The organism is Marinobacter sp. es.048, assembly GCF_900188435.1.
Lineage (GTDB): Bacteria > Pseudomonadota > Gammaproteobacteria > Pseudomonadales > Oleiphilaceae > Marinobacter.
Genome location: NZ_FYFA01000002.1, coordinates 125,159 through 142,215, shown reverse-complemented (window position 1 = coordinate 142,215; position 17,057 = coordinate 125,159). Strand labels below are relative to the sequence as shown.

At 55.8% G+C, this 17,057-nt stretch carries 18 protein-coding genes; 9 read left to right on the top strand and 9 right to left on the bottom strand.

Annotated features, from left to right (window positions below; translation table 11 throughout):
* The first annotated feature begins 45 nt into the window (after window positions 1–45).
* From tusD to CFT65_RS11675, 4 genes are read left to right on the top strand one after another with little or no spacing between them, the layout of a single operon-like run.
* Window positions 46–462, top strand: a complete 417-nt coding sequence (gene tusD, locus CFT65_RS11690; RefSeq protein ID WP_088828329.1) for a sulfurtransferase complex subunit TusD — start codon at window positions 46–48, stop codon at window positions 460–462.
* 2 nt (window positions 463–464) lie between these two features.
* The gene (locus tag CFT65_RS11685) at window positions 465–815 is read left to right on the top strand and encodes a DsrE family protein (RefSeq protein ID WP_088828328.1); all 351 of its coding nucleotides are present in this window, start codon (window positions 465–467) and stop codon (window positions 813–815) included.
* Window positions 816–820: 5 nt separating this feature from the next.
* Entirely contained in the window at window positions 821–1,102 is a 282-nt protein-coding gene (tusB, locus tag CFT65_RS11680) for a sulfurtransferase complex subunit TusB (RefSeq protein WP_088828327.1), read from the top strand.
* Window positions 1,103–1,105: 3 nt separating this feature from the next.
* Window positions 1,106–1,432 carry a TusE/DsrC/DsvC family sulfur relay protein gene (locus CFT65_RS11675; RefSeq protein WP_088828326.1) on the top strand — a complete coding sequence of 109 codons (327 nt, stop codon included), beginning with the start codon at window positions 1,106–1,108 and terminating at the stop codon, window positions 1,430–1,432.
* Here the strand turns inward: CFT65_RS11675 and CFT65_RS11670 are convergent.
* The 3 genes from CFT65_RS11670 to nfuA form a co-directional block, all read right to left on the bottom strand.
* A complete protein-coding gene (locus tag CFT65_RS11670) occupies window positions 1,419–1,790 on the bottom strand; it encodes a hypothetical protein (protein WP_088828325.1) in 372 nt (123 codons plus the stop codon). The genes CFT65_RS11675 and CFT65_RS11670 overlap by 14 nt on opposite strands.
* A gap of 41 nt (window positions 1,791–1,831) precedes the next feature.
* A complete protein-coding gene (locus CFT65_RS11665; protein WP_216360434.1) occupies window positions 1,832–3,031 on the bottom strand; it encodes a hypothetical protein in 1,200 nt (399 codons plus the stop codon).
* 218 nt (window positions 3,032–3,249) lie between these two features.
* The gene (gene nfuA / locus CFT65_RS11660) at window positions 3,250–3,837 is read right to left on the bottom strand and encodes a Fe-S biogenesis protein NfuA (protein ID WP_088828324.1); all 588 of its coding nucleotides are present in this window, start codon (window positions 3,835–3,837) and stop codon (window positions 3,250–3,252) included.
* A gap of 232 nt (window positions 3,838–4,069) precedes the next feature.
* Here nfuA and metH point away from each other — a divergent pair, with 232 nt between their 5' ends.
* The 4 genes from metH to CFT65_RS11640 all read left to right on the top strand — a co-directional run bounded on the left by metH (window position 4,070) and on the right by CFT65_RS11640 (window position 10,517).
* Window positions 4,070–7,768 carry a methionine synthase gene (gene metH, locus CFT65_RS11655; RefSeq protein WP_088828323.1) on the top strand — a complete coding sequence of 1,233 codons (3,699 nt, stop codon included), beginning with the start codon at window positions 4,070–4,072 and terminating at the stop codon, window positions 7,766–7,768.
* 33 nt (window positions 7,769–7,801) lie between these two features.
* On the top strand, window positions 7,802–8,038 hold the full coding sequence (locus CFT65_RS11650) for a DUF2970 domain-containing protein (protein ID WP_088828322.1): 237 nt from the start codon (window positions 7,802–7,804) through the stop codon (window positions 8,036–8,038).
* 327 nt (window positions 8,039–8,365) lie between these two features.
* Entirely contained in the window at window positions 8,366–10,018 is a 1,653-nt protein-coding gene (locus tag CFT65_RS11645; protein ID WP_088828321.1) for a nitrite/sulfite reductase, read from the top strand.
* Complete coding sequence (locus tag CFT65_RS11640) at window positions 10,011–10,517, top strand: DUF934 domain-containing protein (RefSeq protein WP_088828320.1); 507 nt, start codon at window positions 10,011–10,013, stop codon at window positions 10,515–10,517. Before CFT65_RS11645 ends, CFT65_RS11640 begins: the two co-directional genes overlap by 8 nt.
* Window positions 10,518–10,602: 85 nt before the next feature.
* On the opposite strand, the gene CFT65_RS11635 is transcribed toward CFT65_RS11640, so the two are convergent.
* Together CFT65_RS11635 and sohB are read right to left on the bottom strand one after the other, a co-directional pair.
* The gene (locus CFT65_RS11635; protein ID WP_088828319.1) at window positions 10,603–11,601 is read right to left on the bottom strand and encodes a YhdH/YhfP family quinone oxidoreductase; all 999 of its coding nucleotides are present in this window, start codon (window positions 11,599–11,601) and stop codon (window positions 10,603–10,605) included.
* Window positions 11,602–11,624: 23 nt separating this feature from the next.
* Window positions 11,625–12,686 (bottom strand): protease SohB, encoded by a 1,062-nt coding sequence (sohB, locus tag CFT65_RS11630; protein ID WP_088828318.1) that lies wholly within the window; start codon window positions 12,684–12,686, stop codon window positions 11,625–11,627.
* A gap of 231 nt (window positions 12,687–12,917) precedes the next feature.
* On the opposite strand from sohB, the gene CFT65_RS11625 reads away from it, so the two are divergent.
* Window positions 12,918–13,232: an SCP2 sterol-binding domain-containing protein gene (locus CFT65_RS11625; RefSeq protein ID WP_088557218.1), complete on the top strand. Its 315-nt coding sequence runs from the start codon at window positions 12,918–12,920 to the stop codon at window positions 13,230–13,232.
* Between the two features lie 64 nt (window positions 13,233–13,296).
* Here the strand turns inward: CFT65_RS11625 and CFT65_RS11620 are convergent, their stop codons facing one another.
* The 4 genes from CFT65_RS11620 to rnhA form a co-directional block, all read right to left on the bottom strand.
* Complete coding sequence (locus tag CFT65_RS11620) at window positions 13,297–13,944, bottom strand: multidrug transporter (RefSeq protein WP_088828317.1); 648 nt, start codon at window positions 13,942–13,944, stop codon at window positions 13,297–13,299.
* Window positions 13,945–13,948: 4 nt separating this feature from the next.
* A complete protein-coding gene (locus tag CFT65_RS11615) occupies window positions 13,949–15,655 on the bottom strand; it encodes a chemotaxis protein (protein WP_088828316.1) in 1,707 nt (568 codons plus the stop codon).
* 218 nt (window positions 15,656–15,873) lie between these two features.
* Window positions 15,874–16,584 carry a DNA polymerase III subunit epsilon gene (dnaQ, locus tag CFT65_RS11610; protein ID WP_088828315.1) on the bottom strand — a complete coding sequence of 237 codons (711 nt, stop codon included), beginning with the start codon at window positions 16,582–16,584 and terminating at the stop codon, window positions 15,874–15,876.
* A 23-nt stretch (window positions 16,585–16,607) separates the two neighbouring features.
* A complete protein-coding gene (gene rnhA, locus CFT65_RS11605; protein ID WP_088828314.1) occupies window positions 16,608–17,051 on the bottom strand; it encodes a ribonuclease HI in 444 nt (147 codons plus the stop codon).
* Between the last annotated feature and the right edge of the window lie 6 nt (window positions 17,052–17,057).

Sequence of the window (17,057 nt, the reverse complement as noted above, 5' to 3'; positions counted from 1 at the left end):
TAAACTGAAAGCCCCCACACGGCAAATCAAGAACGAACAGGAACCATGTCCGAAACCGCTTCTGAAACCTTCACCCTGATAATCACCGGAGCGCCCTACTCGTCCCAGGCGCCCGAGACGGCCCTTGGTTTTGCCAAGGCAGCGGTAGACGCGGGCCATCGCATTGACCGGGTGTTCCTCTACGGTGACGGTGTCCATCTGGCCTCTGCGCTCTGCGCGGCGCCGTCTGACGAAACCCACTGGCCAGACGAATGGTCGCGGTTTCTGACCCAGCACAGTATTCCCGGCGTGGCCTGCATTGCCTCGGCCCTGCGTCGCGGCCTGGTCAACGATACCGAGCAGAAACGCTATGAATTGCCTTCGGCCAATCTTCGGGCCCCGTTTGAAATCGCCGGTCTCGGAGAATGGGTCGAAGGACGAATCAAATCCACGCGCACGCTCTACTTCCACGCTGGAGACTGACCATGAGCACTCTGATCATGATTGACCAGCCACCCTACGGGGCGTGGACCGGCCGGGAAGCACTGGACATGGCATTTTCGCTGGCAGCCTTCGACCAGCCGGCATCGCTACTTTTCATCGGGGCCGGCGTTAACTGGCTGAGACAGGCTCAGGACGCCACAGGGATCGGACAGAAGTCTGTGGAAAAGAATCTGTCTGCGGCGCCGATCTTCGGAATTGAAGCAATCCTGGCCGATCGTGCCTCCTGCAAAGCCTACGGCCTTGAGGAGAGTTCGCTGATCGGGGAAGTGACACTGGTGGATATTGATGCCGCTCTTCTCTCTGAATATGACCACACTGCGTTCGCAGGTTAGCTCCGATGACTGACATCCAGACATTGCACATATTGAACAAATCCCCGGAACATCCGCGGGCGGACCGATGCATTAACATGATGGCGGCGGGAGATGGCCTTCTGCTGACCGGCAGTGGCGTCCTGTTGCTGGCAACCGGGAAGCTGCCGGACGCCAGCAAGCTATTTGCCCTCGCCCCAGACGTTGATGCACGCGGGCTCGCACATCTTTCGGGCAATGCCAGTTTTGTGGACTTCCCGGAGATGGTCACGCTTGCATCAGAGGCGCAACAGGTAATCAGTTGGTAGACCATGGTCAGTAACGCAATGCCAGAACGAAACAACGAAGGTTTTCTTGAAGACGCCCAGGATTGGACCAAGGTTGTCGCGGTCGCCATTGCGGCCGAGGATGAGATCGAGCTCACCGAAAAGCACTGGGAAATCATCCGGTTCCTTCGTTCTTTTTATAAAGAATATGAGATGTCGCCACCCTCTAACCGCCTGTTCGTAAAGGCGGTCAGAGAATCACTGGGTGAAGACAAAGGCAACAGCATTTACCTGATGCAACTGTTTCCCGGCACGCCTGCAAAAACGGCTTGCCGGATTGCCGGGCTGCCGAGACCCACTAACTGCCTTTAGTGTCCTTTGAGGCGCTCCCCGCGTTTTGCTGCCTATTGCGTTCCAGGTCAGCGGCACTGCCAAGGAAGCTGCTAAGGCCGTTTTCAAACAGCCCGGAGCCGAATTTCAGAAACTGGCGGGTGGATTCCTTCACCGTGCCGTCGAGGGCACTCTCCGGCAAATCCCGGATGGTATCGGCTACACCCTTTTTCACGCCGCGTGTCACGGCCGGCTCGATTTCACGGCTTGCCTCAATCAGTTCGGCCACTTTGGCATCAAGGTATGGACGCACCACGAAACGCCAGAACCCCCAGAGTGTGACAAGCACGGCGCCAACGGTTGCAAGAATCTGGATTATCAGTGTTAACCAAAAAGGCATGGCCTTCCTCCTTGTACTCCCGATAACGGGATTCACTCCGGCTAGAAATTCAGATAGTTCAGGCAGACGAACTGAAGCAACCCTGCCAGGGCGCCAAAAATACCGCCCACGATCATCAATTGAACCTCCTCTTCCCGGAACGCGGGGCGAAGGATGTCCTGGAATTCATCGGGTTTCAGCGCTTTCATCTGGACGGACAGAACTTCGGCCACCACTGGCGCCCGCTCCCGATTGAAGGCCGGGTCACTGAACACATCACGAGTCGCCAGTACCGCCTTCTGGTTCATGGCTTTCTTGAGCTCGGTGTAGCCGGTCATACCGACGGTGACCTGCGCTGTCAGCTTCATGATGACAGAGTTGTCCAGCAAGGGACGAAGGTGTTTCTGGATAATCGCGCGGGTTCTGTCGCCGTGGCTGCCGTTGATCATGGCGTCGGCGACTTTCTCGACAGTGATCAACTCCTCCGCCACCAGCCTGGCCCAGACATCACTGATTTCTGGCTGCCTGCGCAGAAACAGACCCTGGATCTTCCAGAACAGAATTCGCCGGGGCTTGAGCGGCGCGAAAATCAGGTTGATAGCAATCCAGTTGGTCACGAATCCGATCACGAAGCCACCCAGGGGCAGCAGCCACGGCTCCGGATAGCGTGTCCATAAGGGCACAAGCATAGCACCAAGGACGCCACCGATAATCGCGCCACGGTTGATCACAGACTGCAGTTCCACCGCACCGGCTTTCTGGAAAATCCGGTTCATCATGTCCGGATGCTTCTCAAGTTCGCGGCTGAGCAGAGCCTTGAGGTCTACCAACTCATCCAGATCGTCACCGAAATCCTCTACCAGCTCCTCTACCCTCGACGGTAACTGCTCCCGAGCCCACTGGTAGATCCGGTTTCGCAAAAACAAAGGCAGGTTGTCCCAGAGAACCGGCTGAATCTCATACATGACTTCGTCGATGTATTCATCCATCCGTGGGGTTACCTGGGAAATAACCTGCTCAACAATGCGCTGGGGTTCAAGCTTTTGGTAAACGGCGTTGAGGTCGCCGAACTGCTGAAGCGTCCTGTCGATGCAGATATGCGCCATTTTTTCCGCCTTGCGGGGAATCACCCCCTGCCACCCGACCAGGCCCACGCCGATGAAGTGCACCGGATAGAAGGACATCTGGATGGCAAGCCAGTTGGTCAGCCAACCAACAACGGCCGCCATAAGAGGCACGGACAGAAGCGCAACGTCGAACAAGTTTGACCCCGGTGTGAGAGTGTAATCCGTTTAAGCCGGTGATAATGCCGTTAACAGCCTGACAGAATAGTACCTGCCTGGTGTTTCTGTGTATTCGACGAATGATGAAGTAATTGAAATGTCACAACATTGGCCGTGTAGCCATGTTGATAACGGTATTGCGGCAGTCTGGAGCTGGTGCCGCGCCCATACGGGCGCAGCACCGGGGAAAAATGGCCTTACTGGTAGTAGGCGTTTTCAGTGTAGGAGTGGTCGGTTACATCACGTACGGCAGTGATTTCCGGTACGCGCTCCCTCAGGGTTGTTTCAACGCCCTGCTTCAGGGTCAGACTGACCGCAGAGCAGCCCTGACAGCCGCCACCGAAACGCAGCACCGCCACGGATTCGTCGACGATCTCGACAAGAGATACCTCACCACCATGGGCCGCCAGGTTCGGATTGATCTCGGAAGCCAGAATGTAATTCACCCGATCCGGCAGTGGCGCATCGTCATCAATCTTTGGCACCTTTGCGTTCGGTGCCTTGATGGTGAGCTGACCGCCCATCTGGTCCTTGGAGTAATCCACGTAGGCCTCTTCCAGAAAGGGAACGGAATTGTGATCAAGATACAGGGTGAATTTGTCCAGATCTACCTGCTCGTCCGTGGGAACTACTTCATTGGGCGGGCAGTAGGCCAGACAGGTCTCGGCGTTCTTGGTGCCGGGCTGGGTAACGAAAATACGTACGCCCATGCCTTCCACGTCCTGTTTTTCAATAAGTTGTGCAAGATAATCCCGTGCGGGATCTGTCACAGTAACCTGAGCCATGTTTTCAACCCGTTTGAAAGTTTAAATTCATTTTAAGGGAGTTCGCGGGAACATGAAAGACCAAGTAAAATAGTCGGGCTTTACCAGGGTAATGAATTTCCCGTATTGGCGGGCATTTGCAGAAGGCAATTGATAATCGTCATTCGTACTAAGACGGGCTCGGGCAATTTTGCTATGATCCCGCGCCATTAACTTTAATACCGCGCTTTTAACGACATCCGGAAGTAAACCTATGACCGATCGCACCACCCGTCTCGACCAGCTCCACAAGGCCCTGCAGGAACGAATCGTGATCCTTGATGGCGGCATGGGCACCATGATCCAGAATCTCAAGCTGGACGAGAAGGCGTTCCGTGGTGATCGGTTTGCCGACTACGATCGGGAAGTCCAGGGCAATAACGATCTGCTGAACCTTACCCAGCCCGCCCTGCTCCGCAACATTCATGCGGACTACCTGGACGCCGGCGCGGATATTATCGAGACCAATACCTTCAACTCCACCCAGCTTTCCCAGGCGGATTACGGGCTGGAGGAGATTGCCAGGGAATTGAACGTGGCTGCGGCCGAACTGGCCCGGAAGATCGCAGATGACTACACCGCCAAAAACCCGGACAAGCCGCGGTTTGTGGCCGGAGCGGTCGGGCCGACATCGCGCACGGCCTCTATTTCGCCGGACGTAAACAACCCGGGCTACCGGAATGTCGATTTCCAGACTCTCGTCGATAACTACTATGAGGCGGTCGAAGGCCTGGTTGAGGGCGGCTGTGACCTGATCCTGATAGAGACCATTTTCGATACCCTCAACGCCAAGGCCGCGATCTACGCCACACAGCAGTACTTTGAAGATAGTGGCATCACCCTGCCGATCATGATTTCCGGCACCATCACCGATGCCTCCGGGCGCACACTCTCCGGCCAGACGACCGAAGCCTTCTGGAACTCCGTTGCGCACGCCAGACCGATCTCGGTGGGCCTCAACTGCGCGTTGGGTGCCGACGCCCTGCGCCCTTATGTGGAAGAGCTGTCCGCCAAGGCAGAAACCTATGTCAGCGCCCACCCCAACGCTGGTCTTCCCAACGAATTTGGTGAATACGATCAGACTCCCGAGGAAATGGCCGAGATTATCGAAGGCTTTGCCCGTGACGGTTTCCTGAACATCATCGGTGGCTGCTGTGGCTCCCGCCCGGACCATATTGAAGCCATCGCCCAGGCGGTCGCCAAGTATCCGCCCCGGAAAATTCCCGAACGCCCTAAGGCATTGCGCCTGTCCGGCCTTGAGCCGTTTACCGGCGACGACAACGTCCTGTTTATCAACGTGGGCGAGAGAACCAACGTCACCGGCTCCAAGCGCTTCCTGCGCCTGATTAAGGAAGAACAGTACGAAGAAGCCCTGAGCGTTGCCCGGGACCAGGTTGAAAACGGTGCCCAGATCATCGACATCAATATGGACGAGGGCATGCTGGAGTCGAAGGAGGTGATGGTCACCTTCCTGAATCTGGTTGCCTCGGAGCCCGATATTTCCCGGGTGCCGCTCATGATTGACTCCTCCAAGTGGGATGTGATCGAGGCGGGCCTGCGCTGCATTCAGGGTAAGGCGGTGGTGAATTCCATCAGTCTCAAGGAAGGCGAAGAAGAGTTCGTTAAACGCGCCAAAGACTGCATGCGCTATGGCGCCGCCGTGGTGGTGATGGCCTTTGACGAACAGGGGCAGGCAGACACCTACGAGCGAAAGACCGAGATTTGCAAGCGCTCCTACGAGGTGCTGACCGGTATCGGCTTCAATCCGGCCGATATCATCTTCGACCCGAACATCTTCGCCATTGCCACCGGCATCGAGGAACACAACAACTACGCGGTGGACTTTATCAACGCCACTCGCTGGATTCGGAAAAACCTGCCTCATGCCTCCATATCCGGCGGCGTGAGCAACGTGTCCTTCTCGTTCCGGGGCAATGACGTGGTCCGGGAGGCCATTCACTCGGTGTTCCTCTACCACGCTATCAAGGCGGGTATGAACATGGGCATCGTGAACCCCGGCCAGTTGGTGATTTACGATGAGATCGATCCGGAGCTCAAGGAGCTGGTGGAAGATGTTGTCCTGAACCGTCGTGATGATTCCACCGACCGGCTGCTCGAGATCGCCGAACGCTACAAAGGCAAAGGTGGCAAAACCCAGGAGGAAGACCTCGCGTGGCGTGAATGGCCGGTGGAAAAGCGGTTGGAACATGCGCTGGTAAAGGGGATTACCACCTACATCGTGGACGACACCGAAGCCTGCCGCCAGAGAGCCACACACCCCATCGAGGTGATTGAAGGCCCGTTAATGGACGGCATGAACGTGGTCGGTGACCTCTTCGGCGATGGCAAGATGTTCCTGCCCCAGGTGGTCAAGAGTGCCCGGGTCATGAAACAGGCCGTGGCGCACCTGATCCCCTACATTGAGGCTGAAAAAACGGAAGACCAGAAGGCCAAGGGTAAGATCCTCATGGCTACAGTGAAGGGCGATGTCCACGATATCGGCAAGAACATCGTGGGCGTGGTGCTGCAATGCAACAACTACGAGGTGATTGACCTGGGTGTGATGGTGCCCTGCGACAGGATCCTTGCCGCCGCAAAAGAACATGATGTCGACATTATCGGCCTCAGTGGGCTGATCACGCCGTCCCTGGACGAAATGGTCCACGTGGCCCGTGAGATGCAACGACTGGATTTCAACATTCCGCTGATGATCGGTGGCGCAACGACCTCCAAGGCGCATACTGCGGTAAAAATCGAGCCCCAGTACAAGAACGACATCGCGCTGTACGTCTCGGACGCATCCCGCTGCGTGAACGTGGCATCCCAGCTTCTGAGCAAGACTGCGAAGCCGGAATTTGTAGAAGCCGCCCGCACCGAATACGACGAGATCCGGGAACGCCGGAAGAACCGGGGTGACCGGACCAAGCTGGTCTCCCTGAAGGAAGCCCGTGATCGCGCGCCGGAGATCTCATTCGAGGGCTACCACCCTCCGAAGCCGGCATTTACCGGCATCCGGGTGTTCGAGGAATATGATCTCAATGAGCTGGTGGCTTATATCGATTGGACACCATTCTTCCTGTCCTGGGACATTTCCGGCAAGTATCCGGCTATTTTTGATGACCCCAAGCGAGGAGAGGCGGCACGCCACCTCTTTGACGACGCTCAAACGATTCTGCACCGGATGATTGATGAAAAACGGGTTTCAGCCCGTGGCGTCATCGGTTTCTGGCCAGCCAACCGCCGCGGCGACGATATCGTGTTGTACACAGACGACTCGTGTAGCGAAGAGCTGACCACACTGCACCACCTGCGCCAACAGGATGAAAAGGCGCCGGGCAAACCCATGATGGCGCTATCTGATTTTGTCGCGCCTGAAGGCTCCGACACAGTGGACTACGTCGGCGGTTTCGCCGTTACCACAGGGATTGGTGCAGAGGAGTTCTCAGTAGAGTTCAAGGACGCCAACGACGACTACAACGCCATCATGGTCAAGGCGTTAGCCGACCGATTGGCGGAAGCTTTTGCAGAGCGTATGCACGAGCGGGTTCGTCAGGAATTCTGGGGCTATGCAGCTGATGAAGAGCTAGCCAATGACGACCTGATCAAAGAAAGGTACCGCGGGATACGCCCGGCACCCGGCTATCCGGCCTGTCCGGACCATACCGAAAAGGCAACCTTGTTCAACCTGCTCGAGGCCACTGATACTGCGGGTATCGAGCTAACGGAGCATTTCGCCATGTTCCCGACTGCGGCGGTATCCGGCTGGTACTTTGCGCATCCGGAATCCAAGTACTTTGCGGTTGGGAAAATTGGCGCTGACCAGGTTGAGGACTATGCTGAACGCAAAGGCATTTCCAAGGCCGAAGCAGAACGCTGGCTTGCGCCAAGTCTGGCGTACGATCCGGCAGAATAAACGTCGGGCAATACAAATAGCAGGGGCAGATGTATGGCTGAGTCTTCAGAGGCAGAAAATAAGGAACAGCGGAAGCCGCGCGGACCTGGCGTTTTCAAAATCATGCAGAGCATTCTGGCCGGGGCTTTCGGAGTTCAGTCCGACAAGCGACGGGAAGAGGACTTCTCAAGCCATAGCCCCTGGCCTTATATCATCGCCGGCATTCTGTTCACAGCCAGCTTTGTGGTGGGCCTGATCGTTATCGTGAATCTGGTTCTGGCGAGCCAGTAGGATTACTGGCCAGCCACCCAGACCACCGCGAACGCAACGGCAAGAACTACCAGCAGAACGGCGGCCACGGCATCGGCCTGGCTATCAGAGCGTACGGTCTTTTTCATGTCTGTTCCTCTTTCCGAGTTATGTCTCGTATTTTTCTTATTCTTTTAGTAAAGCAGTTAATTGATATTCGTCCAGTCCATTGTTCCTCCTGCTTATCGCCTGAATCGATAAACATATTTTGAAATAATCATTTTAAGAATAAAAACCCGCTGCTATCCTTCCCGTCAGATATAAGGCCGCCGGCCAGGATATGTCGCTTTCAAGCAGGATTTTCCCACTATGTACGTATACGATGAACACGATCGGCAAATAGCTGCCGAGAGGGTTGCCCAGTTCCGTGACCAGACCGAAAGGGCCCTTGCCGGAGAATTGGCAGAAGACGAGTTTCTTCCCCTTCGCCTGCAGAACGGCCTGTACGTTCAGCGTCTTGCCCCCATGCTCAGAATCTGTGTTCCTTACGGCATGATGCGCTCAGACCAGCTAAGACGGCTCGCTCGAATTACCCGGGATTACGACAAAGGCTACGCGCACTTCACGACCCGCCAGAATGTGCAGCTAAACTGGCCGGCACTGGAAGACGTTCCCGATATTCTTGCGGAACTCGCCGAAGTGGAAATGCACGCCAATCAGACTAGCGGCAACTGCATTCGTAATACCACCACAGACCAGTTCTCCGGCGTCCAGTCTGATGAAATCGCTGATCCGCGCCCCTATTGCGAGATCATTCGCCAGTGGTCCACATTCCATCCGGAATTCGCTTTCCTGCCACGGAAATTCAAGGTTGCGGTGAATGCTTCCAAGCACACCGATCGCGCAGCCATCCAGGTGCATGATATCGGTCTGCAGATGGTACGTAATGGGGACGGCGAACTCGGCTTCCGTGTACATGTCGGTGGTGGCCTTGGCCGAACGCCCATGGTCGGGCCGGTCATTCGTGAGTTCCTTCCGGAAATGGACCTGCTGACCTACCTGGAAGCTGTGCTCCGTGTTTATAACCGCTATGGTCGGCGCGACAACAAGTTCAAGGCGCGGATCAAGATTCTGGTGAAGGCGCTGACTCCCGAGGGCTTTGCCGAAAGAGTTGAAGCCGAGTGGCAACACATCAAGGATTCCCCTACCCGGCTGACGCCCGAGGCGGTACACCGTATCCAGGCCTACTTTACCGAGCCGGATTACGCAGCGTTGGACAACGCCACGGACCTGCTGGCCAGCCAGCGGTTTGAGAACCGGGTCTTCGATCAGTGGCTGACCCACAACGTGGACACCCACAAAAAGCCGGGCTATGCCATAGTTTCCCTGACCATGAAAAAGACCGGCACTCCCCCGGGAGATGTCAGTGACAAGCAACTGGAACAGATTGCCGATCTGGCAGAAGAGTTCAGTTTTGGGGAAATCCGGGTAACGCACCAGCAGAACGTGGTGCTGGCCGATGTGCGCCAGGACCGACTGCTTGAGCTGTGGCAGGCGATTACACCCATGGGCTTTGGTACCGCGAACCTGAATACCCTTACTGACGTTATATGCTGCCCTGGTGGCGATTACTGCGCCCTGGCCAATGCCAAGTCCATCCCGGTCGCCGAGGCCATCCAGCGCCAGTTCGACGATCTGGACTACCTTTACGACCTTGGCAACATTGACCTGAACATCTCTGGTTGCATGAATGCCTGCGGTCACCACCATGTCGGCAATATCGGTGTTCTTGGCGTCGACAAGAAAGGTCAAGAGTTCTATCAGATCAGCCTTGGCGGGTCGTCCCATCACGACGCCTCAATCGGCAAGATTCTGGGGCCGTCGTTTGCCCGGGATGAGATGCCCCAGGTGATTTCGAAAATCATTGATGTTTATGTGGGTAAGCGTACGGAAGAGGAAACCTTCCTGGACACTTATCGTCGTGTAGGAATTGATCCTTTCAAGGAGCGGGTTTATGCCTAACGTTATTACACCGGATGGCAGTATCCGTAAGGACAACTGGGTTGTCGTCCCCCGCCCGGCCGAAGGCGAATCACTCGACATTCCGTCAGATCAGCCGGCGTTGATTCCAGCAGATCTTTGGCTGGCCGGTTACGAGCACTTCGCCGGAAGGAAGGATATCGGCGTGTGGTTCGACAGCCACGATGAGCCCGAGATTCTGGATGGTCGCGTCAATGAGCTGCCGGTGATTGCGGTAAATTTCCCGAAATTCAGTGATGGCCGTGGCTACAGCATTGGCCGGTTGCTGCGGGAGCGTTTTAGCTATGTGAACGAACTACGCGCCATCGGCGACGTGCTGCTGGATCAGCTGCAGTTTATGAAGCGCTGCGGGTTCGACGCCTATGTGCTGCGTGCGGATAAGGACATCACCAAGGCGCAGAAGTGCCTGAACTTCTTCAGTCAGGGCTACCAGGCCGCAACCGACACAGAGATCCCTCTGTTCCGGCGCCGAGCCTTGTAGGCTCGGCCTGGAATTGCGGTTCGGTCTGGAATTGTAGGTCGGATTACGCAAAGCCGTAATCCGACAAACAACCCGACTAAAGCGCTTATTTAGAGTGATCCAGCACAATCTTTCCGGAAGACTCACCTTTCAAAAACGCCTTTAACGCGCTATCGAGTTCATTGCGGCCGATATCCCGGGCAGACTCTTCAGTCTTCGGACATGCCCACTCCCCGGCGAACTTCTTCCAAACGGCCTCTTTCTCGGCAAGCGGAATCTCGACCGAGTCCACACCCAGCAGATTCACGCCTCGCAGGATAAACGGCAGCACGGTGGTCTGAAGGCCCGGACCGGCTACAAGACCACAGCAGGATACGCTGCCACCAGGCTGAATCTGCTTGAGCAGTTCGGCCAGCGGGCCACCACCTACAGTATCCACGGCGTTGGCAAACGCAGGTTTAACCAGAGGTTTCTTTTCTTCCGCAAGGGTCTCACGGCCCACAACTTCTTTGGCGCCCAGAGCCTTGAGGTCATCCGCATGGTCGGCCTTGCCGCTGATGGCGACGACGTCGAACCCGAGTTTGGCAAGCAGCTCGACCGCAACGGTGCCAACCGCACCAGAGGCTCCTGAAACAGCGACTTTGCCCTGCTCCGGCTTGGCGCCCATGGTCAGGAGCTTCTGGACACAGAGACCGGCGGTGAGGCCGGCGGTGCCATAGATCATAGCGGTACGAGCGTTCCAGCCTTCGGGCATGGGAACGCACCAGGCGGCAGGTACGCGGATGTATTCGCCAAAGCCACCGTCGGTATTCATGCCCAGGTCGTAACCCGTCACGATAACGGCAGTGCCGTTTGACAGCGCGCCAGTGGCAGATTCAACAACCTCTCCAGCGGCGTCGATACCCGGGGTATGAGGAAAAGAACGGGTAACGCCCTTGTTGCCGGAAGCCGACAGCGCATCCTTGTAGTTGAGAGAAGAGTGGCTCACCCGTATCAGGACGTCGCCATCCGGGAGGTCGCCAGTACTCAGAGATTTCTCGGCACCGACATACTCGCCGTTCTGCTCTTCAACGCGCCAGGCCTTGAATTCGGAATTGGTTGCCATCATTCTTCTCCGCTTTCGGTAATTTACTGGAACTTCTGGTTGCGGAAGGCGCCCAGGACTTTCCAGAAAGTGTGTTCAAGCGCCGAACTGGTGGCCAATCCAAGTTTTTCCGGAAGGGTCCGTTTGCGCTGGTATGTCACTGAGACTACGTCTGCCCGGTCGCAGGCTTCAATGAGATATTCGTCGGAGGTTTTGATCTCATCGATCAGTTTTACCTCCAGCGCCCTTTTACCAAACCAGATATCGCCATTGGCAACTGCGGCGATATCCAGATCCGGGCGTCGTTCGCTTACATACTCTTTAAAAAGACCATGGGTGTCTTCAAGGTCCTCCAGGAATTTCTGACGCCCTTTGTCGGTATTCTCGCCGAAGATGGTCATAGTCCGTTTGTGCTCGCCGGCAGTGAGCACTTCAAAATCTACATCGTTTTTCTTGAGAAAACGGTGGAAATTCGGGAGTTGGGCAACCACCCCAATGGAGCCCAGAATGGCAAACGGCGAGGCAACGATACGGTCGGCAACACAGGCCATCATGTAACCGCCGCTGGCCGCAACCTTGTCGACACAGGCGGTAAGGCGTAAGCCCTTGCTGCGAATGCGATCCAGCTGGGCCGCCGCAAGGCCATAGGAGTGGACCAGGCCTCCGCCGCTTTCCAATCGGATAACGACTTCGTCTTTCTCCGGATCAGCGATGCTCAATACCGCCGTTATGGCACGGCGAAGCGGATCCGTATCGCTGGCCTTGATATCGCCGTCAAAATCGAGGACATAAACCCGACCACGACTATCGTCCTGCTCGCTCGTATCTTTCTTCGCTTTGGCAGCTTTTTTCTCGGCCTTCTGCTCTTTTTTCCGGGCCTTCTGGAACACCTTGCGTTGTTGATCAGACATCAGCCTGGACTGAATCGTTTCACGCAGCTTCTCGTATTTCTCGTTGAGCTTCCGGATCTTGAGCTCTCCCTCGCCCTCATGATCGCCTCGATCCTTCTGGGCGGCAGACATGATGACAGAGATCACCACCAGGGCCGCCACCACGAAAGTAACGATCTTGGCTAGAAACAAACCGTATTCTGTCAGGAACTCCAAAGTGCTTCTCCAACTGGATGTACAAAGGCAACAGTGTAACTTACCGAATTTATGGTGATAAGGAGAGCAAAAAAATTAAAACAAGCGTTCGATCGATCTTGACAGAACCGACCACTCACCATAAAGTCGGATTGCGAGGTCGGCTCTACCCGGGCACCCGATCAGGCTCGTGCAGCCAGGGACATCAAGCCGTCGTGATCATGACTAGACAACCATCAAAAGGGTAAAACAATGTCTGTAGCTCAGGTATTTGAACAACTCGAACAGAATTTCAACGCAGACGCAGCTCAAGGCCTGGACCTGGTATTCCAGTTCGATATCGAAGACGACAAGACCTATCACCTCGTCATCAATGACGGCACCTGCAAAAAGCACGAAGGCGCACATGACGACCCTTCTGTTACTCTGATCATGAACTCTGAAACCCTGCAGGGCATCGTTTCCGGCGAGACTGACGGTATGCAGGCATTCATGGCAGGTCAGCTGCGCGCTGAAGGCGATATGATGTTGGCAACCAAGCTGGGTGAACTGTTCAAGATGGGCTGATTGGCCCCTGCAAACACTTTAGAAAACCTGCGTTTCGACGCAGGTTTTTTTGTGCCTGAAGATTCTACTGGTTCCAGAATTGGACGGCCGCCCTCGCCTGTTCGTTAACCGGAACAGCGACGAGGCCGGAGGAGGATAGCTTTACCTCGAAAACGGCCCCATCCCGCATCGGCATGAAGGTCATGTTCCCGCCAACAGCCTCCACGAACGGCAGGTTGAACTGACGGTCCCACTGCCAGAGATCTGGCCAGATTCCCGAGGAAAGTCCAATGGCTGTCCCAGGCGCCGATCGCTCCTGTTCGAGAGACGTGTAACGTCCGCGTAATTGCTCAAGCCGATACCCGGGAGCGATATCAAGCCATCGGAAGGGTCCGGTAAACCGGATGATCCTGGCGTCAATTTGCCATTGGTCACCCTGCAGCGTCCTCACCACAGACAAACCATCCTGGCTTTCGAGGGAGACCTGCCAGATTTGCTCTGCCTGTCGTTGCGTGGAGATGCTTGCCGCGGTCTGCATGCCGACCAGCGACTGGTAGCTGGTCAGATTTACCGCGATAACGAGGACATACAGTCCGGCCAGAATAACACCGAAAACCACCATTCCTTTCAGCCAGGTGAGCAACCAACGGGGATGCCTGAAAAACAGCAGGCCCGCTATAACCATTACGGCGCCGACAGCGGCCAGTACAATGGTAGCGAGCGTATGAGGCATGGAACTACAAACCTACATCGTCCAGCGACGATTCAGCCAGTTTCAGCAGGTCTACATTGCGGTCTTCGCTCTTCCCGATGCTCTCAATGTAGTACTCCAGCGATGTCAGAGCGTCGGCAAGTGCTTCAAGTACCTGAGCTGCCGGGGCTTCCTTTGCATCCAGCAAACGCTCCTGAATGGACGCTGTCACACGCTCAAGAACCCCTGCGGCCGCACGATCGTTAACCATCTGCAGGCCACCCCAGATGCTATGCAGGGTTGCAGGCAGGTTGGCCAAGTGGAGTTTGTCATAGTCGGATTCAATAAAGGCCGTAATCGCGCGTTTTGCCAGGGTCAGCGCACCCCGGGCTTCATCGGCAACCACATACAGCGCCTCCCGAAGATACACAGACTCTTCACGTTTGCGCTCGCCGCTGGCCAGAGCATCGGTTTCTGACGTGATACCCCGGGTCACGATTTGCATCACGGCATCTTCAATGCCAAGCACGGAATCAGCCAAACGATACAGTTCATCATCGCCGGGCAACCGGGACTCTTGTTCCCAACCGCGCAGTTTGCTCGCCTCTTCCCGTGAAACTCCCGCCAGCTTATTCAGGTCCAGCATGACAAGCGTGTTGGCCAGACGCTCGAGGGCATCGGCAATGGAAGACAACTCTGCCAGATCCGGTTCAATACCGCGTTCAATAATATCCAGTTTGTCTTTCAGCTGGTTCAACTCATCCTGCAGAGCTTCTGACAGGGATTTGAGAACATCGCTGCCGGGGCCATACAACCTGCGCGCATGGGCTTCAAGCATGGAATCCGGAAAATCGGCCGGCGCGAGATGATAGGCGGCCAGCACTTCGCTCACTTCAGGGTTAGAGGAGCCACTGCGGTACAGCAGGTAAATCAGGTCACGGATCAGCGAATCCGGCGCGTCTTTGCCGGTGGCAACCTTGCCCACGTAAACCACTTCCCGGGCGTATTTTTCAATCCGCATGAACATGCGCTTGCGAGCCTTGGTAAAAACCATCGCCCGATCAAGCATGGTGTCCGCCACAATGCCAACCAAACACCACACCTGTCCCATGGGGGCACCCTGACACAGACGAGCAAGACCACGGGACGCTCGTCCGATCAGCTTCTTGTTTACCACGTCGTTTCGGTCGCGCAGAATGCCCAGAAGCGCCACCTGAAAGGTCAAGCGCATGCGGCGGGCCATGATTTCGTAATCAGCTTCGTTGCCTTCAAAGGCCTGCAAAGCCAGCCCGGCACAGAAATCAGGACGGTCTTTGGCGTCGACATCAAAAAAGCACGACTCGGGATAGGGTTTCTCTCGACGAGCCTCCCGAAGATCATTGATAACAGGAAGCAGAAGCTCGGGATGGTCTTCCCGTTGTTGGTGGTAATACTCGACGTAGCGCCGGAGGATAAACAGTGCACTACTAAGGGTGGTTAGAAGAATGTTTTTGTCGTCATTAGCGCCAACAGGTACGTCGTTGGCCATGGTGACCGCTTCCTGGCACAGCAGGGTGCCGCCCCGAAGCTCCACCAGAATAAAAATACCCCGCAACTGATTGATGAAATCAACACAGTTCTGGAGATCCTCACCCCTTTCGCGGTTTTCCTGAAAGCGTTCAAGGCTGGATTCTGCCTGCTTGATGGTCTGCTCTATTTCACTTTTGACCAGATCAAACGACTGCGATTTCGTCGCGAGAGACGACTGAACCATAAACGCTTCCCGTTAATGTTGCGGAGACTACCGCACCCTCTTTGGTGGTCACTGGCCTTGCAATAGCGGACCATGCCTTTTTGTTCTGGGCCGGTTAACCCCTTTTCCGGCCAAAGCCAGTTCGCAAAAAACTCGCGAACTTATCATTACTTATAACATAAAACTCAAGTACCTCAAGAAAGGCGGAATGTAACATTTGGTACAGACCGACCCAGTTCTCATTCTGCGCTCTGGAGTTTACCCCACACGGTTTCTCCCGCCTGTTTTTCGAGCAGCGACATGAATTCCTGGTGGGCTTCATTTTCTGCACTGGAAGCGCGAACCACCGAAAGTGGTGCCCTGTCAGCGGGAAGCCTTCTGATTCCGCCGTTACCGCCACCGTTTTCGGATCCGGCATCCAGTGACAGCGCAGTCTGCCCACCGGTAAGAAGCAAGTAAACGTCGGCCAGGATCTCCGCGTCCAGCAACGCGCCATGGAGGTCACGGTTGCTGTTGTCCACGCCATAGCGCTTGCAGAGCGCATCCAGGTTGTTCTTCTGCCCCGGGTGGCGGGCCCGAGCGATAGCCAGGGAGTCAACGATTCCACAGTGGTCAGCGGTTTTCCGCACCGGTTTGAGGCGGGAGAATTCCGAGTCCATAAAGCCGACGTCGAACGCGGCGTTGTGGATGACCAGTTCGGCCCCCTTGATGAATTCGAAGAACTCATCGGCGATCTCGGCAAAACGGGGTTTATCTTCCAGGAACTCGTTGGTGATGCCGTGAACGGTTATGGCTTCGGCCTCAACTTCCCTCTCCGGGTTGATATAGACGTGGTAGTTTCGCCCGGTGAGCTGGCGTTCCATCAATTCAACGCAGCCGATCTCAATGATCCGATGGCCTTCGGCGGGATCAATGCCTGTGGTTTCTGTGTCCAGTACGATCTGTCTCATTACCTGTACCTGGTTATCTTAAGTTATGCGTTGGAAAGCTCTTCGACACCGCGATTGGCGAGCTCATCTGCGAGCTCATTGTCGGGAACGCCGGAATGTCCCTTGACCCAGTGCCAATTGATCTTGTGACGGGCCACTTCTGAATCCAGCTCGCGCCAGAGATCTTCGTTCTTGACTGGTTTTTTCGCAGAGGTTTTCCAGCCATTGCGCTTCCAGCCTGCCATCCATTCGGTAATGCCTTTGCGCACGTACTGCGAGTCTGTAAACAGTTCCACCTCACAGGGGCGTTTCAGGGCCTCCAGGCCCCGGATGGCCGCCATGAGCTCCATGCGATTATTGGTGGTATTTGTCTCGCCACCATGCAGGGTCTTGCGGTTATCGCCATAGCGCAAAACTACCCCCCAGCCGCCGGGGCCGGGGTTGCCCTTGCAGGCGCCATCTGTGTACAGGGTTACCTTGCCGGCCATTCAGTC